Annotated in this window: 21 protein-coding genes; 7 read left to right on the top strand and 14 right to left on the bottom strand. The window is 67.1% G+C overall.

The window, feature by feature from the left end; genetic code table 11:
- Positions 1–6 precede the first annotated feature (6 nt).
- The 3 genes from arfB to A7W11_RS22695 are packed head-to-tail and all read left to right on the top strand — an operon-like array spanning position 7 to position 1193.
- Positions 7–426: an alternative ribosome rescue aminoacyl-tRNA hydrolase ArfB gene (arfB, locus tag A7W11_RS22705; RefSeq protein ID WP_066421611.1), complete on the top strand. Its 420-nt coding sequence runs from the start codon at positions 7–9 to the stop codon at positions 424–426.
- A gap of 32 nt (positions 427–458) precedes the next feature.
- Positions 459–701 carry an AbrB/MazE/SpoVT family DNA-binding domain-containing protein gene (locus A7W11_RS22700; protein ID WP_066419675.1) on the top strand — a complete coding sequence of 81 codons (243 nt, stop codon included), beginning with the start codon at positions 459–461 and terminating at the stop codon, positions 699–701.
- Positions 702–746: 45 nt separating this feature from the next.
- Complete coding sequence (locus tag A7W11_RS22695) at positions 747–1193, top strand: DUF1016 N-terminal domain-containing protein (protein WP_082887518.1); 447 nt, start codon at positions 747–749, stop codon at positions 1191–1193.
- Positions 1194–1271: 78 nt separating this feature from the next.
- Here the strand turns inward: A7W11_RS22695 and A7W11_RS22690 are convergent, their stop codons facing one another.
- From A7W11_RS22690 to A7W11_RS22640, 11 genes are all read right to left on the bottom strand, one after another.
- A complete protein-coding gene (locus tag A7W11_RS22690) occupies positions 1272–2264 on the bottom strand; it encodes an asparaginase (protein WP_066419671.1) in 993 nt (330 codons plus the stop codon).
- 77 nt (positions 2265–2341) lie between these two features.
- Positions 2342–3274, bottom strand: a complete 933-nt coding sequence (locus A7W11_RS22685) for a LysR family transcriptional regulator (RefSeq protein ID WP_066419669.1) — start codon at positions 3272–3274, stop codon at positions 2342–2344.
- Between the two features lie 84 nt (positions 3275–3358).
- Positions 3359–4855, bottom strand: coding sequence for a M81 family metallopeptidase (locus A7W11_RS22680; RefSeq protein ID WP_066419663.1), 1497 nt, complete (start codon positions 4853–4855; stop codon positions 3359–3361).
- 59 nt (positions 4856–4914) lie between these two features.
- A complete protein-coding gene (locus A7W11_RS22675) occupies positions 4915–5115 on the bottom strand; it encodes a hypothetical protein (RefSeq protein WP_066419661.1) in 201 nt (66 codons plus the stop codon).
- An 88-nt stretch (positions 5116–5203) separates the two neighbouring features.
- Positions 5204–6796, bottom strand: coding sequence for an ABC transporter substrate-binding protein (locus A7W11_RS22670; RefSeq protein ID WP_066419659.1), 1593 nt, complete (start codon positions 6794–6796; stop codon positions 5204–5206).
- Between the two features lie 113 nt (positions 6797–6909).
- On the bottom strand, positions 6910–8766 hold the full coding sequence (locus tag A7W11_RS22665; protein WP_066421608.1) for a dipeptide ABC transporter ATP-binding protein: 1857 nt from the start codon (positions 8764–8766) through the stop codon (positions 6910–6912).
- Between the two features lie 2 nt (positions 8767–8768).
- Positions 8769–9608, bottom strand: a complete 840-nt coding sequence (locus tag A7W11_RS22660) for an ABC transporter permease (protein ID WP_066419656.1) — start codon at positions 9606–9608, stop codon at positions 8769–8771.
- Entirely contained in the window at positions 9608–10549 is a 942-nt protein-coding gene (locus tag A7W11_RS22655) for an ABC transporter permease (RefSeq protein WP_066419654.1), read from the bottom strand. Before A7W11_RS22655 ends, A7W11_RS22660 begins: the two co-directional genes overlap by 1 nt.
- Before the next feature lie 458 nt (positions 10550–11007).
- Entirely contained in the window at positions 11008–11787 is a 780-nt protein-coding gene (locus A7W11_RS22650) for an NRDE family protein (protein ID WP_066419653.1), read from the bottom strand.
- A gap of 18 nt (positions 11788–11805) precedes the next feature.
- Positions 11806–12288: a YbaK/prolyl-tRNA synthetase associated domain-containing protein gene (locus tag A7W11_RS22645; protein WP_066419652.1), complete on the bottom strand. Its 483-nt coding sequence runs from the start codon at positions 12286–12288 to the stop codon at positions 11806–11808.
- 78 nt (positions 12289–12366) lie between these two features.
- On the bottom strand, positions 12367–12618 hold the full coding sequence (locus tag A7W11_RS22640) for a type II toxin-antitoxin system Phd/YefM family antitoxin (protein ID WP_066419651.1): 252 nt from the start codon (positions 12616–12618) through the stop codon (positions 12367–12369).
- Between the two features lie 163 nt (positions 12619–12781).
- Here A7W11_RS22640 and A7W11_RS22635 point away from each other — a divergent pair, with 163 nt between their 5' ends.
- A complete protein-coding gene (locus A7W11_RS22635) occupies positions 12782–13465 on the top strand; it encodes a type 1 glutamine amidotransferase domain-containing protein (protein WP_066419650.1) in 684 nt (227 codons plus the stop codon).
- Positions 13466–13571: 106 nt separating this feature from the next.
- Here the strand turns inward: A7W11_RS22635 and A7W11_RS22630 are convergent, their stop codons facing one another.
- The 3 genes from A7W11_RS22630 to A7W11_RS22620 form a co-directional block, all read right to left on the bottom strand.
- The gene (locus A7W11_RS22630) at positions 13572–15179 is read right to left on the bottom strand and encodes a glycerol-3-phosphate dehydrogenase/oxidase (protein ID WP_066419649.1); all 1608 of its coding nucleotides are present in this window, start codon (positions 15177–15179) and stop codon (positions 13572–13574) included.
- A gap of 370 nt (positions 15180–15549) precedes the next feature.
- Positions 15550–16674 (bottom strand): hypothetical protein, encoded by a 1125-nt coding sequence (locus tag A7W11_RS22625; protein ID WP_156523207.1) that lies wholly within the window; start codon positions 16672–16674, stop codon positions 15550–15552.
- 62 nt (positions 16675–16736) lie between these two features.
- Positions 16737–17204: a winged helix-turn-helix transcriptional regulator gene (locus tag A7W11_RS22620; protein ID WP_066419645.1), complete on the bottom strand. Its 468-nt coding sequence runs from the start codon at positions 17202–17204 to the stop codon at positions 16737–16739.
- A 137-nt stretch (positions 17205–17341) separates the two neighbouring features.
- Between A7W11_RS22620 and A7W11_RS22615 the strand changes: the two genes are divergently transcribed.
- The 3 genes from A7W11_RS22615 (at position 17342) to A7W11_RS22605 (ending at position 22606) form a co-directional block, all read left to right on the top strand.
- Positions 17342–18637 (top strand): D-amino acid dehydrogenase, encoded by a 1296-nt coding sequence (locus tag A7W11_RS22615; protein ID WP_066419643.1) that lies wholly within the window; start codon positions 17342–17344, stop codon positions 18635–18637.
- A gap of 148 nt (positions 18638–18785) precedes the next feature.
- Complete coding sequence (locus A7W11_RS22610) at positions 18786–19967, top strand: metallophosphoesterase family protein (protein ID WP_066419641.1); 1182 nt, start codon at positions 18786–18788, stop codon at positions 19965–19967.
- Complete coding sequence (locus tag A7W11_RS22605) at positions 19964–22606, top strand: AAA family ATPase (RefSeq protein ID WP_066419639.1); 2643 nt, start codon at positions 19964–19966, stop codon at positions 22604–22606. Before A7W11_RS22610 ends, A7W11_RS22605 begins: the two co-directional genes overlap by 4 nt.
- The last annotated feature ends 42 nt before the right edge of the window (positions 22607–22648 follow it).

The raw sequence follows: 22648 nt of genomic DNA, 5'->3' as shown, positions 1-22648 counted from the left end.
GCCATGATGCTGCACGTCTCGGGCACGCTTTACCTGGATGAACGCGAGATCGTGTTCACCATGATCCGCGCGCAGGGGGCGGGCGGCCAGAACGTCAACAAGGTGTCCAGCGCGGTGCACCTGCGGTTCGACGTGCGCGCCTCGGCGCTGCCCGATCGGGTGAAAGAGGCCTTGTTGGCGTTGCGCGACTACCGCGTCACCAAGGAAGGCGACATCGTCATCAAGGCGCAGTCGCATCGCAGCCAGGAACTGAACCGTGCCGAGGCCATCGAGCGGCTGCTGGACATGGTGCGCGAGGCCGCCCGGCCCGTCGTGCTGCGCCGCGCGACCCGGCCGACGCTGGCGTCGAAGCGGCGAAGGGTCGAGGGAAAGACGCAGCGCGGGGCGGTGAAGCGCTTGCGGGGCAGGGTGCAGGACGGGGGGTAGTGGCGGTTTTGGCCAAGACAGAAAATGAGGCCATGAAGATAGGAAAATGGGGCGACAGCCTGGCTGTCAGATTGCCGGCAGAACTGGTCGAGACAATGGGCCTGAAAGAGGGCGACGTAATTGAGTTGGTGATCGAACCACCCATCTCGTTGTCTGAGATGGCGGTTCGCAAATCGCCGTCGCCTGCCGATGTCCAGAGAGAATTTCAGCGGTTTCGTGGACGGCTATCCGCCGATTTCACATTCTCTCGGGACGAGGCGAATGGGGCGGGCTAATCATTCGGCGCTATGTGTCGGTTGCGCACACACAGCAGCGAGGACGTGAGCAGCCTCGAGGTATCCGCTGCGCAATCCGCGCCATTAGTGTTGCTGGGGGACCTCAGGGCATTGATAGAGGCGTTTCGTAATCGAGCCGCCGTGGCAGTCGATACAGAGCTCACTCTGCTCTTCTGGCGTATCGGCTACCGCATTCACACGGAGACTCTGGACGGGCAGCCCGCCCGACACGATGGCCGAGGGTTTGGAGAAAAGAATCCACGTAGGATGGTCAAGTTCGCGGTCCTGTTTCCGGACGAGCCAATTGTCGCGACACTGTCGCGACAATTGAGTTGGTCTCATCTCGTGCTGTTACTCGTTCTCAAGGATCCCATGCAGCGTGAGTACTACGCGCAGAGGGCGAGCGCTGAGCGTTGGAGCGTGCACACCCTGCGCGGGCGCATGGACTCGATGCTGTACGAGCGTACGGCGCTGTCGCGAAAGCCTGATTGATCGATCAACGACGGCAGGGCGAAACCCGCTGACACGCGGGCAGTATCCAGGCGCCCGAAATGTCTCCGATCCAAGTTATCACGCCCGAAAATACGCCCGAATCCTGTCCAGCGACGCCCCGCTGGCCAACGCCAGCGCCAGCAGCCAGCGCGCCTTCGTCACGCTGTACACGCCGGCGCCTATCCCTTCCGGTTTCTCCGCCACCACGCCATTGCCCGTGCGCGTGGCACGTACCACCGGAAATCCCTGCGCTTCCAGTTCGCGGATCCGCGCCTTGGTCGTGGTACTGACCGACCCGTGCCCCGACGCCGCGATCACGATGCCTTGCGCGCCGTTGGCGATCGCCGCGTCGATCAGCAGATCATCCTGGTCCTGGTACGCATACAGGATCGCCACCTTGGGCAGCGTCTCGATACCCGACACGTCGAAGAACGGTTTGTTGACTGGCTTGGCGGCGTCAAACCAGAACCGCGCCCGCGTATTGATGAACACGCCCAGCGAGCCCTGCTCGTCGGCGCGGAATGTCTCCACCGCCGTGCTGTGCGTCTTGTTGGTGTAGAACGCCGAGCCGATGCGGTCGTTCAGCGCGATCAGCGCGCCCCGGCCCACGGCCTCGGGCGAGCCGGCCAGCGCAATGGCCTTCAGCAGATTCGACGGGCCATCCGCGCTGACCGCCGAGGCCGGGCGCATCGCGCCCACGAACACCACCGGCTTGTCGCTGGCCACCGTCAGGTCCAGGAAGAACGCCGACTCGGGCAAGGTGTCGGTCCCGTGCGTCACCACCACGCCGTCCACGCCGGGATCCCGCAGGCGTGTCGTGACGGCCTTCGACAGTTTCAACAGCAGCTCGGCGCCCACGTCCGAGCTGGGCAGGTTGGCGATCTGCTCGTGGCTGACGTCCGCGATCTGCGCGATCTCGGGCACGGCGGCCAGCAGGTCGGCGGCGGCGATGCCGACCTTGTAGTCCGTGGTGTTGGTGCGGCTGGCGGCGCTGCCGGCAATGGTGCCGCCCACGGCGTACAGGGTCACGCGGGCGCGGCGGCCGGTGTCTTCAGAAAGCGTATCGCTCATGTTCTTCCATCCAATCCGATAAGGGGATGATCCGATGCCATCGTCCGGAATGCCGGCCCTGATGGCCAGGTCGTGTCCTAAGTCGCGTCGCCGGTATACGGCAAAGGTTGCGGCGATGATTGCTCGATGTGTTCCACGGTCATTTCCAGAAAGCGCCGCGCGCTGTTGGGCAGTTCCCGGCCTTCCATGGTGATGATCTGCAGGTGCCGCTGATGCAACTGCGGTTCGTTGATCTGCAAGGCGATAAGCTTGCTCGTCTTGACGACCGACGTGGCGGTCAGTTCGCCGAAGAACACGACCGCATCCTCCCGTTCCAGGCAGAAGTTCTGCAGGGACGTCACGTTGTTGCTGATGAAGGTGGAGGACAGCGCCACGTTCTCCTGCATGCAGCACAGGTCCACGATGGTACGCACCGTCGTGCCCAGGCTCATCTGGCCCACGGGGTAGGGCTCCACGTCCTTCAGGGAAATGGCGGGGCGGCCGGCCAGCGGATGGTCGGGCCGCACCAGCGCCAGCACCCGCATGCGGCGCGAGTAGCGCAGGTTCACGTCCACCGCGGGCCGCAGGCTGTAGTAGAAGCCGATGTCGTCTTCGCCGTCCTGGATGCGGCGGTGGATCTCGCTGGCCCGCAGCAGCGTCAGGTTGAACGTGACGTCGGGCTCGGACTTCTGGTAGCGCGCGATCAGGTTCGGCAGCAGCTCGATGCCGAAGGCCTGGTTGGCGGAAATGCGGATCAGGCGTTTGCCGATCTTGCGCAGGTCGAAGATGTCCATGCGGGCATGCTCGGCCTCCAGCTGGCTGCGGCGGGCGCTGGTGGCCAGGATTTCACCGGCCTCGGTCAGCACCATGCCGCGTCCGTGGCGTTCGAACAGGTCGACGCCGTACTCTTCTTCCAGCTTGCGGATCATGCGGCTGACGGCCGAGGGCGCCACGTGCAGGCGCAAGCCGGCGGCCGTCAACGACCCGGCATTGACGACCTCGAGAAAGTATCGGAAAGCCGTATTCAGCATGAGGGTGCAGAAAAAAGATGTCCGGGCCCCGCCCGTTCGGCCGCAGCAAAGTATACGAGCGTCGGGCGGGCAGGGCGGCGGGCGTCAGAGCACCTTGCAGTCGAACACCGGGTTGCCGTAGGGGTAATAATCCGTCAGCGTCAGGTGTTCGTACTTCAGGGCGTCCAGGCGCACGGTGCCCATGAAGGGTTCCGGCGGCTCGACCAGCAGGATCGTCGGCGCATAGCCGCTGTCGTCGAAGCCCCGGCGGAAGTGCACGCGCGACTTGATGGCGACGATGTCGAAATCCTCGGGCGCCAGGCCCAGCGCCCACAGCTCGTTCGGGTCCTGCACCTGCACCAGGTACGGGCTGAGGATCAGCACGTTGCCTTCGCCGAAGCCGATCAGGTACCAGCGGTGGCCCTTGCTGCGGCCATGGGCCGATTCGCTGATCTTCAGGAGGGTGCCCTGCACGCGCACGGCCGGGCCGGCCGACTCGTCCACCAGGCCGCCGACCTCCATGTCGAAGGCGTCGCCAGCGCGGGCGCCGGCTTTCTCCAGCGCCTCATAGGCGCTGGCCGACGACAGCGTCGCGACCAGGGTGCGCTTGGCGTTCTGGGCCAGGATCTCGGTCAGCAGCCAGGTGGCGGCGCCGGAGCGGTCGCTGTAGTCGCCCAGCACCACCGGCGACTGGCCCGCGGCCACGGCTTCGGCGGCCTGGCGCACGCCATCCTTCATGTCGACGATGCGTGTGGTATTGAGCAGCGCCTCGCGCTTGCGCCACGTCCATTCGGCCATGTCCTTGGCAATGGCCTCGGCCAGCTCGGGCTTGCCGTTGGTCAGCACCTGGATCGTCATGCCGGCATCCGGCACGTCGGCCCACGGAAAGCCGAAGAACACGTTGACGAAGACGTCCGGTTCGCGCGCTTCCCAGGTCAGCGCGCGCTGCACCAGGTCCGACCACGGCGATGCGCCGGTCCACATCACCACGGTGGGGGCGATGATGGGCACACGGATCACGGCGTTGGTGGGCGCGAAGTCGCCGCGGATGGCGCGCACCAGCATGCGCGCGGCGCGCTGGCCCTGCAGGTGCATGTCGTAATGGGGAAAGTACTTCACGCTGAACGCCATGTCGGCGCTTTCCAGGAAAGCCTTGTCCTCGTTGCCGTGCGGATCGAAGGTGCCGCTGATGAAGGCTGCATCGCCGATCACCGCGCGCACGCGGCGCGCCAGTTCGGCCTCGGGGCGCGGCACGCCACGCACGGCGCTGGCGCCATGCACGGCCAGGAAAGCGCCGTCGAACGGGCCTTTCTCTTCCAGTTCCTTGACCATGATGGCCGTGAAGTGCTCGAACGCCTCTTCGGTGATCCAGCCCGAGCCGGTGCCGGTGCGCGGCCACAGCGGCGAGGTGATGCCGACCAGTTCGACGTCCGCGTACTCGCGCCCGACCTGGACGAAGCCGCCCATGTAGCCCTTGGGGTCCGTGCGCAGCAGGTCTTCGCCACCGGCCGGCGAACCCGGGTAGATGAAGTCGTCCAGCGTGGTGTCGTTGGGCAGGAAGGTGACGGTTTCGTGGGTGAATTGCAGTACGGCAATACGCATGGTGTTGCTCCAGCTTGATGCGGTGCGAAGTTGTCTCGGTGTTGTTCGTTCGGGGCGGATCAGTGCCGGGCCGCCGCGGCCAGCGGCTGCGATTCGCGGTAGTGTTCGATCACGGCCAGCGGATCGGGCCCGTTCTGCATCCGGGCGCGGCAGCGGTCCGATATGCGCGGATCGTTGCGCAGCGACGCGGAAATGTGGCATTGATCGCGGCCGGCGGGCGTCAGCGCCACCAGCCGGGCCGCGAAGGCCGCGCCCGCCATGGGGGCCCATACTCCCCAGGATGCCGACGAAGCAGGCGTCGCCGGCGTACGGCGTGCCGAAGGGGACGGGGCGGGCATGGCCGATGGCTCAGGCGTGGCGCAGCGTGTAGAACAGCGGCATCTGGGGCTGGAAGTCCTTCCACTCCTTGCGGATGGCCGACACGCCGTAGGTCGCGCCCAGCGGGATGTACGGAACCTCCAGGAACACCTGCTCCTGGATCTGCGCGCAGATCTTCTTCTGCGTGTCCAGGTCAGGCGCCTTGAACCAGGCGGTGCGCAGCGCTTCCAGGCGGGGACTGTCGGGCCAGCCGAACCAGGCCTTCTTGCCGTTGCCGCGGATGGCCAGGTGGCCCGCTGGATCCAGATTGTTCGTGCCGGTCAGGCCGGTGAACGCGATGTGCCAGCCGCCTTCCTTCGGCGCCGCCTGGCTGTTGCGGCGCTGCACGGCGGTGCCCCAGTCGACGCTCTGCACGTCCACGTTGAAGCCCAGCTTCTTTAGCAAGTCGGCGGCCACCAGCGCCGAGGCGTGGTGGGCGGGGAAGTCGACCGGATCCAGCAGCACGATGGGTTCGTTGTTGTAGCCGGCCTTCTTGATGGCCGCCTTGGCCGCTTCCAGGTCACGCTTGCCGGTCAGTTTTTCCATGCCGGCGGCGCTGTCCATCGGCGAGCCGGGTACGAACACGCCGCAGCGGTCGCTCCAGTATTCCGGGAACGTCGAACCATTGGCGGCGGTCATGAAGTCCGTCTGGTTGATCGCCGACAACACCGCGCGGCGGATCTCGACGTTGTCGAAGGGCGCATGCAGATGGTTGAAGCGCAGGATGTTGACGGTGGGCAGCGCCGACTTCACCAGGGTGATGTCGGGCATTTCCTTCAGCATGCCGATGAAGTCGTTGTTGACGCGCTCCACGCCGTCCACTTCGCCGGCCTGCAGGGCGGCGATGGCGGTGGCGCTGTCGGAAATCACGTTCCACTGCACGCCGGGCACGTGCGCAATCTTGGGGCCGGCCGTGAAGCTGGGTTTCTCGTCCTTGCTGCGCGGCACGTAGTCGGCAAAGCGCTCATACACCACGCGCGAGCCGGACAGCCACTTGTCGGCCACGAAGCGGAACGGGCCGCTGCCGATCATTTCCTTGATGGCGGCGTTGGACGGCTGGCTGGCCAGGCGTTCCGGCATGATCACCGCCATGCTGGTGGCCTGGCGGCCCAGCGCGTGCAGGATCAGGGGGAAGGGTTCGGTCAGCGTGATGCGCACGGTGCGCTCGTCGACGGCGTCCATCGACTTGGTCACGCCGATCAGCGAGCCACCCATCAGGTCGCGGCTGCCCCAGCGCTTGATGCTGGCGATCACGTCCTTGGCGCCGACCGCCGAGCCGTCATGGAACTTCAGGCCCTCGCGCAGCTTGATGGTCCAGGTCAGCTTGTCGTCGCTGACGGCATGGCCTTCGGCCATCTGCGGATGCGGCTGGTATTGCGCGTCCAGGCCGTACAGCGTGTCGAACACCAGTTGGCCGTGGTTCTGCGTGACCGAGGCGGTGGTGAACACCGGGTCCAGCAAAGTCAGGTCCGACTGGGGCACCCAGCGGAATACGCGCGGCTTGGCCTGGGCGAAGACCGACAGGGGCAGCGACTGGGCGACGGCCGCCACCAGGGGGGACAGGATGAAGGTTCTACGGTTCATGCGGTTTCTTCCTTGTATGGTTTTGGGGGCCTGTTGACGCGGATTGACCACTCGCGCCGGGGCATGCTCCCGGCCCTACTGTCGATCGGCATCAACAGGCCCTGTGGTGGCGTCTACAGCGCGCCGACCTTGTGACGTGCAACGAAATGATCGGGGCCGACCTTGACCAACGGGGCCAGTTCGGGTTGGAAATCGACGGGGCGCACGGGGCTCGGGATCTCGCTGACTTCCAGCGTGCGCTCGCGGCGCTTCGTGGGATCGGCGATGGGCACGGCCTGCATGAGCTTGCGGGTGTACGGGTGCTGCGGATTCTCGAAGATGCTCTGGCGCGGACCGATCTCGACGATCTGGCCCAGGTACATCACCGCCACGCGGTGGCTGATGCGTTCGACCACGGCCATATCGTGCGAGATGAACAGATAGGCCATACCGAATTCGCGTTGCAGGTCGATCAGCAGGTTCACGATCTGGGCCTGGATCGACACGTCCAGCGCCGACACCGATTCGTCGGCGATCAACACCTTCGGGTTCACCGCCAGGGCGCGCGCGATGCATACGCGCTGGCGCTGCCCGCCCGAGAATTCGTGCGGCCAGCGCTCGGCCATCTTCGCGGTCAGCCCCACGCGCTCCAGCAGCTCGCCCGCGCGGCGGTCGGCATCCTTGCCCTGCGCGATGCCGTGGATCAGCATCGGTTCCTTGATGCTGTCGCCCACGCGCATGCGCGGATTCAGCGAGGCGAACGGGTCCTGGAAAATGAACTGCATGTTGCGGCGCAGGTGCGATATCGAGGCCGGATCGCGGCTGTCGATCATGCGCGAGTCGAATTCCACGCTGCCCGACAACGGTTGGGCCAGGCGCATCAGGCTGCGTCCGGTGGTGGTCTTGCCGCAGCCGGATTCGCCCACCAGCGACAGCGTTTCGCCGGCGCGCAGTTCGAAGCTCAGGTGTTCGACGGCGTGCACGCGTTTCTTCACGCGCGACAGGATGCCGCCGCGCACGTCGAAGCGGGTCACCAGGTCCTTCACGCGCAGGATGACGTCGCCGTCGCCCTGGGAGGCCGGCAGCCTGGCGGGCGCCGGCGCCTCTTTTTCGGGATCGCTGGACAGCAGGTCGAAGTGCGCGGGCAGGGCGGTGCCTTGCATGGCGCCCAGGCGCGGTACCGCGGCCAGCAGCGCGCGCGTGTATGGATGGGTCGGGTTCTCGAAGATCTTGCCGACGCTGTTCTGCTCGACCACGGCGCCGTGGCGCATCACCATGACGCGGTCGGCCACTTCGGCCACCACGCCCATGTCATGGGTGATGAAGATCACGCCCATGTCCATTTCCTGCTGCAGCTCGCGGATCAACTGCAGGATCTGGGCCTGGATGGTCACGTCCAGCGCGGTGGTGGGTTCGTCGGCGATCAGCAGCGAGGGCTTGCAAGACAGCGCCATGGCGATCATCACGCGTTGGCGCATGCCGCCCGACAGTTCGTGCGGATAGCGCTGCAGGATGCCGCGCGAATCCGGGATGCGCACCTGGTCCAGGATGCGGCGGGCGTTTTCCGTGGCGGTGGCGGCGTCGCAGTGCTGGTGCAGGCGGATGGCCTCGGTGATCTGCTGGCCCACGGTCAGCACCGGGTTCAGCGAGGTCATGGGTTCCTGGAAAATCATGGCGATCTCGCTGCCGCGGATCTTGCGCATGTCCTGCTCGGGCACGTCCAGCAGGTTGGTCGTGCCGCCGGGGCGCTGGAACAGGATGCGGCCGGCCGTGACGCGGCCGCCGCCGAATTCCACCAGCCGCATGGCGGTCAGCGAGGTGACCGACTTGCCGGAACCCGATTCGCCCACGATGGCGAGGGTCTCGCCGCGGTGCACCTGCAGGCTCAGGTCGCGCACGGCGTGCACCGGCTTGGACAGGCTGCCGAAATCCACGGACAGGCCCTGGACTTCGAGCACGCGCTTGGAGGCGTCGAAGGAAGTGGTGTTCATGTTCATTCACCGCTCCTGCGGGTCATGCGAGGATCGATGGCGTCGCGCAGTCCGTCGCCCAGCATGTTGATGGCCAGGATGGTGATCGACAGGAACAGGGCGGGGAAGGCGATCAGGTAGGGCTTGATCTGCCACAGGGCGCGGCCTTCGGCCATGATGTTGCCCCACGACGGCGTGGCGGGCGGCACGCCCGCGCCGATGAAGGACAGGCTGGCCTCGGCCAGGATCGCCACGCCGCAGATGTAGGTGGCCTGCACCGTCAGGGCCGCGACCGTGTTCGGGAAGATGTGCTTGGCGATGATGCGCATCGTGCTGGCGCCCGAGGCCACGGCGGCTTCCACATAGGGCTGCTCGCGCAGCGTCAGCACCAGGCCGCGGATCAGCCGCACCACGCGCGGCACTTCCGCGATGGTGATGGCGACGATCACGTTCTTCATCGACGGGCTGGTCACGGCGATCAGCGCGATGGCCAGCAGGATGGTCGGAATGGACATGAAGCCGTCCATGATGCGCATCACGATGGCGTCCACCCACTTGGTGAAGCCGGCGGCCAGGCCGATGACCGTGCCGATGAGGGTCGAGAAGATGGCCACCGAGAAGCCCACGATCAGCGACACGCGGGCGCCGTAGACGACACGCGAGTACACGTCGCGGCCCAGCAGGTCGGTGCCGAACCAGAAGTCGGCGCTGGGGCCTTGCGTGCGCTTGACGGGGTTCAGCGCGGTGGGGTCCAGGGTGCCCACCCACGGCGCGAGGACGGCCATCAGGATGAGGGCGATGAGCAGCAACAGGCCGATCAGGATCGTCGGCTGCCCCTTGAGGAAAGTCAGGAGGCGTTTCATCAGTATTTGATCCTCGGGTCGAAGGCGCGGTAGAGCAGGTCGACAAGCAGGTTCACGATCACGTAGAGGAAGCTGAACAGCAGCACGGTCCCCTGGATGACGGGATAGTCGCGGCGCAGGATGGCGTCGACGACGAGTCGGCCCAGACCCGGAATGGAGAAGACGGTTTCGGTGACCACGGTGCCGCTGATCAGCAGCGCCACGCCGATGCCGACCACGGTGACGATGGGCACGGCGGCGTTTTTCAACGCATGGCGGAACAGCAGGGTGCGGTTGTCGACGCCCTTGGCGCGGGCAGTGCGCACATAGTCCTGCGACAGCGTCTCGAGCATGGTGGCGCGCGTGATGCGGGTGATCAGCGCCACGTACACGCTGCCCAGCGCCAGGGCCGGCAGGATCAGCGTGTGCAGCGAGGCGAAGAAGCCGGACGAGAAGGGCACGTAGCCCTGCACCGGGAACCAGCGCAGTTGCAGGCCGAACACCCAGGCCAGGATGTAGCCGACCACGAACGAGGGCACCGAGAAGATCAGCACCGCGAAGATCATCACGCTGCGGTCCTGCCAGCGGTTGTGCTTCCAGGCGGCCAGCGTGCCCATCGGGATGGCCAGGATCACCGAGATCAGCAGCGTCATCACCATCAGGGTGAACGTCGGCGTGATGCGCTGGGCGATCATCTGCGACACCGGCAGGCCGGTATACATGGACTGGCCCAGGTCGCCATGCGCCACGGCGTAGATCCAGTGGCCGAAGCGAACGGGGAAGGATTGATCCAGGCCGAGGTTGGCGCGGATCTGGGCGATGTGCTCGGGCGTGGCGTCTTCGCCCGCGAGCAGGGCGGCCGGATCGCCGGGAGCAAGGTCAAGCAGGCCGAAGACGAAGACGGCGACGAACAGCATGACCGGAAGCGTCATCAAAAGACGCCTACAGGTGTAGGAAAACATATCCCCTCGAGACGAGGCGAGTGGCGGCGGTATCCCTACCGACGCTCCCCTTGTTGTGGTTTGGCAGTCACGCCGTTCCTGGCCTGCTCCGTTGTCGGAACCTGCGGAAAAGTGCGCTGCCCCCTGATGTGTAAAAAAGTCTAGAGAAGGCGATCCAGGACAACAATTAGAGTTTCATCAAATTAGGCTTGCTGAAAGTAGAAACCTTGCGGCGCGCCGGGCCGTCTCCCTATGAGAGAGGGCAGTATGGCGATGCCCCCGGGAGCGCGGCGGGCGCAGGGGCTTAGGTGAAATCCCCTACGGCGTGTGCGTGCGGAATGGCCGCAACCCGTTGCGGCCAGCTTGTGGGTACTTGAACGTGAACGGGTGGAACCCGCGCGCGATCTCGAGGGAGACGTCGCGGCGCCGCGGTGGCGGAACGGGTCGAAGGCCGTGCGCCCCGGAAGCGGCCCGAAAAATCAGCCGCGGTTCTTCCAGTGGAAAGCCAGGTCGGTGTCCCGGCTAGCCGTGCCCGCCGGGTCGAAACCGCGTTCGTGCAGTTCGCCGCGGCCATCTGCGTGCAATGCCAGGATCGAGGACGCGCGTGTGCCGTAGTGGGGGCTGACGATGAACGGGCTGCTGAGCATGCGTTCGCGCTCCAGTCCCACGCCGGTATCGGGCAGTTCGCTGTCGGCGGCGGGAGAGCGGTCGGCCAGCGCGCCATACAGCGCCGGCAGGTCGGGTTGCGGCGCCCGCGCGATCACCTCGGTGAACGCCGCTTTCAGCCGGGCCAGCTTGGGCCAGGGCGTGTCCAGCAGGTGGTTGGACAGTGCATACACGCCGGGGGGCAGTTCATGCGGCGCCGCGCCCCGGTTGCCGTAATACCAGGCCTCGTGCGCGTCGCCGACGATCAGGTTGAAGCCGTTGTAGCGCTGGCCTTCGCGGGCGACCGCCATCAGGTATCCGGATGGGCTGTCCGTGCCGCGCAGATAGGCCTCGACCAGCGCGCCGCGCGAGGGCGCGTCGGCCATCTGTGTGGACGGGTCGCGGAAATTGGTGACGACGGCGTATCGGCCCGTCTCGGTCACGCCCATCCAACTGCCACCGGCCAGCAGGTCGCGCCCGGCGTATACGGCCGGTCCATCGCCCTCCCAGCGCGCGGCGGGCGCCGTGGGGCGGGCATGGAACTCATCGCGGTTGGCGGCCATCAGCACCGGCAGGCCGGCCACCTGATGCAGGGCGAGTACGGCAAGGCACATGGCGGTCTCCGTCCGCGGTTACGGCCGGATGAAGGTCGCCTGCCTGGGCTGGGCCACGCGGAAGTAGTCTTCCGTGGGCATCAGGATGGATGCATCCAGCCGGCCCGCGTTGAACACGATCTCGTCGTGGCGCGTGCGCAGGGTCGGATCCACCAGCAGGGTCAATTCGGGGTTGAACGAGAAGGGCGGGATGGCGCCGATCTCGCAGCCGGTCAGTTCGCGCGCCAGGTCGTGGTCCACCAGCGAGGCCTTCTTGCCGCCGACGGCCGCGGCAATGGCGTCCAGGTCGGCCTGCCGGTCGGCGGGAAAGACGGCCAGCACGTGCTGGCGCAGGGTCGAGGTGAGCTTGACGCGGCACACCAGGGCCTTGGCGCCCTGGCTGACTTCGGTGCCGCGGATGACGGCGACTTCCTCGGAACGGCCTGCGGGCGGGTGTTCGAGCAGGCGGAAGGGAACGTTGTGGTCGGACAGCAGTTGCTGCAGGCGGTCGAAGACGGTCATGGTGGGCGGAAGGCTAGCGGATGAAGGCATCATACGCCGGGTCGTCATGGCTGCCCCATTGTCGGCCCAGCGCGATGTTCATCGCTCATCGCCGCTGAACAACCCCGCGATTCGTTGAGCGCCCATTTGATCGAAATCACTGGGTATGACGAGGCGTTCCTGAAAGAAGCCGAGCCTGTTCTTGCGCTCTGTATTCTCTTGCGATTTGATCGGCGAGACTTTGACGATTGGGTGGCCAGCCCTGGTAATGATGAAAGGTCCGCCGGTGGCGGCCTGCTCGAGCAGCTTGGATAATTGCGATTCAACCTCTTGGATATCAAAAGTACGCATGCGGGCACCAATGGAAAACCAATCTGATCCCGATCATAGGTTTGAGACGGCAAAGTTTCCGATGGCCATCGAATAAGCGGACGATGTCCGATCCACAGCTTTTTCCGCATGTAGTAGAGTTGCCTTGCAAGCGTCCGCCCGGACCAGACTCGGAGTCTCCCGCATGAAGATCCTGATGATCCTGACCTCGCACGACACGCTGGGCAACACCGGCCGCAAGACCGGTTTCTGGCTGGAAGAGTTCGCCGCGCCGTATTACGTCTTTGCGGACGCGGGCGCCTCGCTGACGCTGGCCTCGCCCAAGGGCGGCCAGCCGCCGCTGGACCCGAAAAGCGACGAGCCCGACGCCCAGACCGACGCCACGCGCCGCTTCGCCGGCGATCCGCAGGCCCAGGCGCTGCTGGCCGCCACGGCGCCGCTGGACCAGATCCGCGCGGCGGATTTCGACGCGGTGTTCTATCCCGGCGGCCACGGGCCGCTGTGGGATCTGGCCGAAGACTCGCGTTCCATTTCCCTGATCGAGAACATGCTGGCCGCCGGCAAGCCCGTGGCGGCGGTCTGCCATGCGCCGGGCGTGCTGCGCCATGTGAAGGCATCGGATGGCGGCCCGCTGGTGGCGGGACGCAAGGTCACCGGATTCACCAACAGCGAGGAAGACGCGGTGCAGCTCACCGCCGTCGTGCCGTTCCTGGTGGAAGACGAACTGAAAAAGCTGGGTGGGCGTTATGAGCGTGGTGACGACTGGCAGCCGTACATCGTAGGGGACGGCATGCTGATCACCGGCCAGAATCCCGCCTCGTCGGAGCCGGCGGCCAAGGCGCTGCTGGATTGCCTGAAGCGGGATTGATGCATGGCGGGTCAGCCCGTCCGGCTAAATGGACGTTCCACTACGAAAGCGATGTGTTCGTGCTCGCCGGGGAAGCGTTCCTGATGAGCCCTGCGACATCGGATGCCTAATCCAGCCGATATTGCGCGGCCACCGTCTCGAAGGCCGCTACGTCGCTGGCCTGCCGCGCGGCATCCAGGCCCAACTCCTCGGCCAGCAACCGCGCCACCTCCGGCGCCGCCTGCCGCGCCGCCGCCACATCCAGGAACAACGCCCGATTGCGCCGCGCCAGCACGTCTTCGGTGCTGCGCGCCATCTCGTGGCGCGCGGCGTAGCGCACATGCGCCTCCGTCAGCCCGCTGCCGGCCACCAGCATGCGGTCGATGCCGGGCAAGGCGCGTAGCGCGGGCAGGTCGCTGCCGTAACAGGCGTCGGGCGTGCCCGGCGCGGGCATGCCGCTGCCCGGCTTGCCCAGCATGTCGGTCGCGCCATGCAGCGCCAGCGTTTCCGTCTTGCACGGCGCGGGCGTCAGCAACTGATGCGACACCGCCGTATTCACCACGTCCTGCGCCATGCGGCGGTAGGTGGTCCATTTGCCGCCCGTCACCGTCACCAGGCCCGATGGCGATACGGCGATGGTGTGCTCGCGCGACAGCGACTTGGTCGACGCGTCGGCGGACGCCTTCACCAGCGGGCGCAGTCCCGCCCACACGCTGGTCACGTCCGCGCGCGAGGGTTTGCGGCTGAGATAGCGGGCGGCGGTCTGCAAGATGAAATCCACGTCGCGCGATTCGGCGCGCGGCTCCAGCGGCAGGTCGTCGCGCGGCGTGTCGGTCGTGCCCACGAGGGTGTGCCCGTTCCAGGGCACCACGAACAGCACGCGGCCGTCGTCGGTCTTGGGGACCAGGATGGCGTCGCGGCCCGGCAGGAAGTCGCGCGGCAGCGTCAGGTGCACGCCCTGGCTGGGCGCCACGATGCCTGCCGCGCCCGCGTCGTCCATGCGGCGCACGGCATCCACCCAGACGCCCGTGGCATTGATCACGCAGCGCGCTTTCAGCGCGAACGCCGCGTCGCCTTGCGCATCCTGCAGGGTGACGCCACTGATGCGGCTGCCATTGTGGGTCAGTCCCGTCACGCGCAGATAGTTGACCGCCGTGCCGCCCAGGTCCTGCAGCGTGCGCATCAGCGCGATCGCCAGGCGGGCGTCGTCGAACTGCCCGTCGTAGTACAGCACCCCGCCGCGCAGCGACCGCCCGCTCATCGTGGTGGACAGGGTGGGTACGTGTTCGAGCGTCTGCCGTTTCGACAGCCAGCGGCTGGGCGCCAGGTTCATGCTGCCGGCCAGCATGTCGTACAGTTTCAGGCCCGCGCCATAGAAGGGCTGGTCGAACAGGCCATAGGCCGGCACCACGAAGCCCAGCGGCCAGGTCAGGTGCGGCGCGTTGCGCGCCAGCAAGCCGCGTTCGTGCAGGGCCTCGCGCACCAGCGCCACGTTGCCTTGCGCCAGATAGCGCACGCCGCCATGCACCAGCTTGGTGGCGCGGCTGGACGTACCCTTGGCGAAATCCACCGCCTCGACCAGCAGCGTGCGATAGCCGCGCGCCGCGGCATCCACCGCGGTGCCCAGCCCCGTGGCGCCGCCACCGATGACGACGATGTCCCATTCGGAATCGGGCAGGCTGGCCAGCAGGGCGGCGCGATTGGCGGTGTCAACGGAAGTCGTGGGCATGGGCATGTCTACTGGCGGTCCGCGGCTGTGGCCCGCGGGCCTTTGGATCCGCCGCAGCGCATCCCGCACCAAGGGGACGCGCGATCGGCATGGAAGCGTCGGGCGTCCTTAGGGCCTGTTCACACTAAAAGGAGCCTCGCACAGCCGGGCAATCGGGCGGCAGGCTAGGCGTGCGGGCTGCCGCGTGGTTGATCCACGCAAGGCCTGCGCAACGACGCCTGCCGCCCGATTGCCCGGCTGCCCGAAGGGTGCGAACAGAAACGTACGCCTGTCTGCGTTGCGAATGCTCGCCGTGGTACCACCACGGCTGCGCTTCGCGCCTTGCCATTCGCACGTTTCTGTTCGCATGCGAGGCTCCTTTTAGTGTGAACAGGCCCTAGGCGGGGAAGTCCGGCAGCACGATGTCCGAGGTGCCCGGCCGCACCCAGCGCGCGCACTCGCGCGTGGCATCGATGCAGCCGCCTTCCTCGTACACGCCCTGCGGGTCGCGGATGCGCAGCATGCGGTCGAGCACCCGCGCGGTTTCGTCCGGATCGGCCAGTGTGACGGCCGAACGCGCCTCGACCACGGATTCGTCCATCGCCAGCTTGCCGGAGGCGTCCGTGCGCGCGCCGTGGCGCCAGTGGTAGATCTCGACGCACTTGGCGGTCAGCGTATAGGGCTGATCGCGCTTCCAGAAATTGTTGAACAGGCCGCTGCCCAGGTAGAACACCCACGAGCCTTCGTACCCTTCGATATTGGACGAATGCGAGTCCGGATTGCGGAACCACAGCCGGTCGCCGGGCACGTAATAGCCGGGCGGCAGGGGATCGTCCAGCGAGCCGTACTCGCGCAGGAATACCTCGTGGAAGCGCCCCGACATGACGGCGCGCGTTTCCCATTGTTGTTGCAGGCGGCCGTACTGTTCGGGATTCACCTGCTCCAGCTCTTGCGCAATGCCCAGCACGGTGACGTACTCGGTGGCGCGATAGCACGAGAAGGCGTAGAGCCTGCCTTCCTCGGGTTGCGTGGCCAGTTGCAGCGCCGTGATGAGCGACTTGCCGGGCAGGACGGTGAAACCGCGCTCGGTGTCGTAGGTCCAGTAGCCGGCCGGACGTTCCGCGGCCTCGGTGTCGAAGGCCAGCGCCGTGCGCCGCGCGCCTTGCACGATGCGGCGGCGGATGCGCACCGCCGACAGCAGTTCCTCGTGGTTGGGAAACACGAACGGCACCGGGCACGCCAGCATCGATAGCAGGATCTCGCGGTCGAGGTCGGCTTCGTCCTGCGTGTCCAGGCCCAGCGCATTGGCCAGGCCGATGGTGCCGCCGTCCTGCAGGGCGCGTTCGCGCAGCGCGTCGGTGGGCGTCAGCGCCAGCGTGGCGCCGGCCTCGATGCGGGTTTCGGCGATGTACTCCTGCACGCCCAGTTGCCGGGCGTATTCCTGGAATTGGGTATGCGCGGCATCGGCCGCGATGATGGTGCTGGCGGCAATGTGGATGCCGCCTTCGGAAATGGCATTCATGGGGGAGGGCATCATGGCGATTGGGGCGGCGGAGCCCGATGTCGGCATCGACGCGAGGCGTGTCAGCGGTCCACGGGCAGGAACAGCGTTTCCTTGATCTCTTCCATTACGACATAGCTGCGCGATTCGGCCGAGGCCGGCAGGCGCTTCAGGATTTCACCCAGCAGGCGGCGGTATTCGGTCATCTCGGACAGGCGCGCCTTGACCAAGTAATCGAAATCGCCGGACACCAGGTGGCATTCCATCACCTCGGGCACGTACAGCAGCTCTTTGCGCACCTTGTCGAACACGTCGCCGGACTTGGCCGACAGCTTGATCTCGAGGAACACCAGCAAGTTCTTGCCGAGCGCCGCCGGGTTCACCCGAGCATGGTAGCCCGTAATCACCCCTTCGCGCTCCAGGCGCTTCACGCGCTCGGAACACGGAGTGGCCGACAGGCTGATCCGCTGCGCCAATTCTGCAATGGAAATGCGGCCTTCGCGTTGCAGAACATCCAGGATCTTGAGGTCGAGACGGTCGAGTTCGCGCATTTCACTTCGCCAGGGCTGGAAGAGGAAAATTGGCAGAGGAATTCACTGCTTAATAGTAATAGTTTAGTGATTTCCCTGGTATATCCGGCCATAGACTACGTTAATTCGTCATCACAATGAAATTTACGGGGAATTCCATGCATGTCATCGTTCTGGGCAGCGGCGTGGTGGGCACCACGACCGCGTATTACCTGGCGCGCCAGGGCGCCCAGGTCACCGTCATCGACCGTCGGGAGGGGCCCGCGGCCGAGACCAGCTACGGCAATGCCGGGCAGGTGTCGCCGGGGTACTCCACGCCGTGGGCCGCACCCGGGATTCCGCTGAAGGCGGTGAAGTGGCTGTTCCAGAAGCACGCGCCGCTGGCGATCCGGGCGGATGGCTCGTGGTACCAATGGCGCTGGCTGGCGATGATGCTGGCCAATTGCTCGGCAGCGCGGTATGCGGTCAACAAGGAGCGGATGCTGCGGCTGGCCGAGTACAGCCGCGATTGCCTGCGCGAGCTGCGCGCCGAGACCGGGATCCAGTACGAACAGCGCACCCGGGGGACGTTGCAGTTGTTCCGCTCCGAGAAGCAGATGCAGGCGGCGCAGCGGGATATCGCCGTGCTGGAAGAATGCGGCGTGCCGTATGAGCTGCTGGACGCGAACCGGCTGGAATCGGCCGAGCCGGGGTTGGCGCATGCGCGCCACAAGCTGACGGGCGGACTGCGGCTGCCGAACGATGAGACGGGCGATTGCCGCCGCTTCACGCTGGCGCTGGCCGAATTGGCGCGCGCCCAGGGTGTCGAGTTTCGTTTCGGCCAGTCGGTTTCAGGCGTGGAAACCCGCAACGGCGAGGTGACGGGCTTGCGCGTCGGCGGCGAGATGCTGCGCGCGGATCGCTTCGTCGTGGCGCTGGGCAGCTACTCGCGGGACCTGATGCGGCCGCTGGGGCTGGATCTGCCGGTGTATCCGCTCAAGGGGTACTCGCTGACGATTCCGCTGATCGACGAATCGGCTGCGCCCGTGTCGACCGTGCTGGACGAGACGTACAAGATTGCCGTCACCCGGTTCGAGAACCGGATCCGGGTGGGCGGCATGGCCGAAGTCGCTGGCTACGACCTGAGCCTGCGCGAAGCCCGGCGGCGCACGCTGGCGTTCGTGGTGTCGGACCTGTATCCCGGCAGCGGCGACCTGCCGCGCGCCGAGTTCTGGACGGGACTGCGGCCGATGACGCCGGATGGCACGCCGATCATCGGGGCCACGCGCTATCGGAATCTGTTCCTGAACACGGGGCATGGCACGCTGGGGTGGACGATGGCGTGCGGGTCGGGGCGGGTGACGGCTGATCTGATCACGGGCAGTCAGCCCGGCATACGTACGGACGACCTGGCGCTGTCGCGTTATCTTCGAGACGCGGTGCCGGTGCACCGCCGGCTTGTTCCGGCAGGTTGAGCAGCGGGGCGCGCCCCACCCGCTCGGCATGCCGTGGACATGACATCCCGCCCGTGATCGCAGGGGGAGACGCCGCGGATGGATGCTTTTGACACCATCGCGGCGGGCCTTGCTCTATCATGTCCTGCCATCGCCCAGCCAGGTCCTCATGCCTCATTTCCTCCACACCGCCGACTGGCAGATCGGCCGTCAATACGGCCAGTTCGAACAGGAAGACGCCGCTGTCCTGGCCGAGGCGCGCATCGACGTGGTGGCGCGCATCGCCGATCTGGCGGTGCAGAAGAAAGTCGACGCCGTCCTGGTCGCGGGCGACGTCTTCGATACGCAGGCCGTGTCCGACCGCACCATCCGCCGGCTGTTCGGCGCGCTGCAGGCCTATTCGGGCCCTTGGGTGATGATCGCCGGCAACCACGACGCCATGCTGGCCGAAAGCGTCTGGACCCGCGCCCGCCAACTGGATTGCATTCCCGGCAACGTGCACATCGCCGATCACTGCGGCGTCATCGAGCTTCCAGAGGCCGGCATCGCGGTATTGGCCGCGCCGCTGACCCAGCGACACACCTACGACGACGTCACGCAGCCCTTCGACACTCTCGAAACCGCCCCGGGCCTGATCCGCGTCGGCCTGGCCCACGGCAGCGTCGAAGGCCACCTGCCTGGCGATATCGACTCGACCAACCCCATTGCCGCCGACCGCGCCGACCGCGCGAAGCTCGATTATCTGGCGCTGGGCGACTGGCACGGCTGCCTGTCGACCAACCCGCGCACCTGGTATGCCGGTACGCCGGAACAGGACCGTTTTCGGGGCAACGCGCCGGGGTATGTGCTGGACGTCAGCGTGTCCGCCCCAGGTGCCCAACCCGACGTGCGGCAAGAGAAAATCGGCCGCTACCAATGGGCCCTGTGGAATGAGCGGCTGGCGCTGCAGACCGATGCCGAAACCCTGGCCAGCAGGCTGGACGAGGTGCAGGCCGATGCGGTGCTGCGCCTGGTCATCGAAGGCGAAGCCACCTTGACCGACTGGGATGCGCTGCAAGCCGCCATCGACCGGGCTGGCGCTCGCGCCCGTGCCTTGCTGTGCGACAGCACCGCCCTCAGCCTGGAACCCCAGGCCGCCGACCTGGCCGCCTTGCAGGCGGGCGGCTATGTGGCCGAGGTGGCCGCGCGATTGCAGGCCATGCAACACGAGGACGAGGCCGGTGGCGCACAAGCGGGGGGAATGCAGCCCGTAGCCGGCCGGGCAGACCTGACGCAAGCCGAGGTTGCCCGGGAGGCCCTGCGCCAGCTATTGCGTCTGCAACGCGAAACCTCCGCGGCGGGGGCCGCATGAAGCTCGAACGCATCGCCCTGGAATCGTTCCGCCGCTTCCGCGATGGCGTCGAGCTGAGCGGCCTGCAGGACGGCCTGAACATCGTGGCCGGCCCCAACGAAGCGGGCAAGAGCACCTACGCCACCGCCATCCGTGCAGCTTTCCTCGAACGCTACAAGACCAGCACGGTGACCGATTTCGCCCCGTGGGGCGTGTCGGGCGCGCGTCCCGGCGTGGAACTGGCCTTCAGCCACGACGGCCACGATTATGTGCTGCGCAAGTATTTCCTGTCGCGCGCACGCTGCGAGCTGACGATCGATGGCGGTGCCCGGCGCCTGGAAGGCGAAGAGGCCGAGAACGCGCTGGCCGCGCTGCTGGGCTTCGAGTTTCCCAACCGTGGGCAAAGCAAGCCCGAACACGCCGGCGTGCCGGGCCTGCTGTGGATCGCCCAGGGGCAGGGGCAGGAATTGCTGGAGCCGGCGGGGCACGCCGCCACGCATCTGCGCGAAGCCCTCACCCAATTGACGGGCGAACTGGCCGCCAATGACGGCGATCGCCTGTTCGATCGCGTGACCGCCGAGCGTGCCGAATTGCTGGATGCCCGCAGCGGCAAACCCAAGGGCGCCTGGCGCGAGGCCGAGGAAGCGTATGCCCAGGCCGAGCAGCGCCGCACGGAACTGGAGCAGGCCAAGTCGCAGCTCGATGCCGACGTCGACCGCCTGGAGCGGTTGCGGGCGGAACACGTCCGCACGCAGCGCGAAGCCCCCTGGGCGGATCTCGAAGCCCGCGCTGCGCAGGCGCGGGAGCGCCTGGCCGGCATCGCGCGGGAACGCGACAGCCTGGCCAGCCTGCGCCGTGAGCAGGACCAGGCCGCGGGGACGCTGGCGCTGTTGCGCGAGCAGGCCGCGCGCGATGAGCGCGATGCCCAGGCCTTGGCGGCGCTCGACGGCCAGGTGGCCGAGGCCCGTTCGGCGGCCGGGCAGGCGGCTGAGACGGCCGCCTGGCACCGCGCGGCGTCGCAGGCGCAGTCCGCGCGGCTGGAGCAGGCCCGGGCGCAACTGGCCCAGGCGCAGGCGCACGCCGCCCGGCGCGACCTGGACGAACAGATTGCCCAGCACCAGCGCGAAGGCAGGCGCCTGGACGAGGCCTGGACCGAAGCCGAGCGCGTCACCCGGCAAATGCAGGCCTTGCAGGCCGAGCGCGTCCGCGACGAAACCGATCCGGCCGAACTGGCCCGGCTGCGCAAGCTCGAGCAGGCGTTGGCGACCCTGCTGGCGCAACAGCAGGCCGTGGCCACCCGCATCCATCACCGGTTGGACACGGGCATCGGCATCGATCTGGACGGCAAGCGGCTGACGGGCGAGGGGGACACGCTGCTGACCGGCGCGGCCGAGTTGCGTATTCCGGGCGTGGGCCTGCTGCGCATCGAGCCCGGTGGCAAGGATCTGCCCGCGCTGGTGTCCGAGCTGGCCGCGCGCCAGGCCGAACGCACCGCGTGCCTGGCCCGGCTGGGCGTTGCCTCGCTGGAAGAGGGCGAGGCGCGTGCGCGTCGTCATGAACGCAGCGGCCATGACCTGGAAGCCCTGAAGCGGGAACTCCGGATCCACGCGCCGAACGGTCCGGATGCCTTGCGATCCTCCATCGACGAACATGCTGTGCGGCTGGCGCGGCTGGTCGAGCGTCAGGAAAAACTGCCTGCTACGCAGAACGTCGGCGAAAGTGACTCAAATTCGGTTATTTCCGAGGCTTCGGCCGTGCAGACGCTGCAAGAGACGGAAGCCGCCAGCCGCCAGGCCGATGCCGCCCTGGCGACGGCCCAGTCCAATCAAGAGGCCATGCAGGCCCAGGCGCGCCTGCTGCAATCCCAACTGGACACCCTGCGTGCCGAAGCGGCCGATCCGGCCCGCCAGGCCCAGCGCGAGGCCCGCGATGCTCGCCTGGCCGATGCGCAGACCGCTGCCGACACGTTGCGCATGCGCGTCGCCCAGGCCGACGAGGCGCTGGCCCGCCAGCAGCCCGACCTGCTCGAGCAGGACCTGAGACGCTACGAGCGCTCCGCCACCCTGGCGCGCGAGGCCCAGCAGACCCGCCATACCGAACTACTGCAGTTGCAGGGCAAACTGGAGCAGGCGGGGGCCCAAGGCCTGGGCGAACGCCTGGCGGAAACCCGCGCCGAGGTCGAGCGCCTGTCGCGCCGCCGAGCCGAGTTCGCCCGGCGCGCCGCTGCCCTCGACCTGCTGTGGCGCCTGTTGGGCGAGCGGCGCACCGCCGCCACCCAGCGCCTGCTGGAGCCGCTGGCGCGCCGCCTGGGCCACTATCTGAACCTGCTGATGCCCGGCGCCCAGTTGCGCCTGGACGATGCCCTGTTGCCCGCCGGCCTGCGTCGAGGGGGAGAAGAAGACACCCTGGGGGCGCTGAGTTTCGGCACCCGCGAGCAGTTGGGCGTACTGGCCCGCCTGGCCTACGCCGATCTGCTGCGCGAGGCGGGCCGGCCGACCCTGCTGATCCTGGACGACGCCCTCGTGCACGCCGACGAAGGCCGCCGGGACCTGATGAAGCGGGCGCTGTTCGATGCCGCGTCCCGCCATCAGATCCTGCTTTTCACCTGCCATCCGCAGGATTGGAAAGACATGGGCGTGCCTGTCCGGCAGTTACCTTAGGGGCGTCGATCTTGTCGGCATCATGCATCGAACGGGGCGTAT

The sequence above is a fragment of the Bordetella ansorpii genome, assembly GCF_900078315.1.
GTDB classification, from domain to species: Bacteria; Pseudomonadota; Gammaproteobacteria; order Burkholderiales; family Burkholderiaceae_B; genus Bordetella; species Bordetella ansorpii.
Note: the sequence above shows the minus strand (reverse complement) of the source record. Positions and strands in the feature narration are given on the sequence as shown.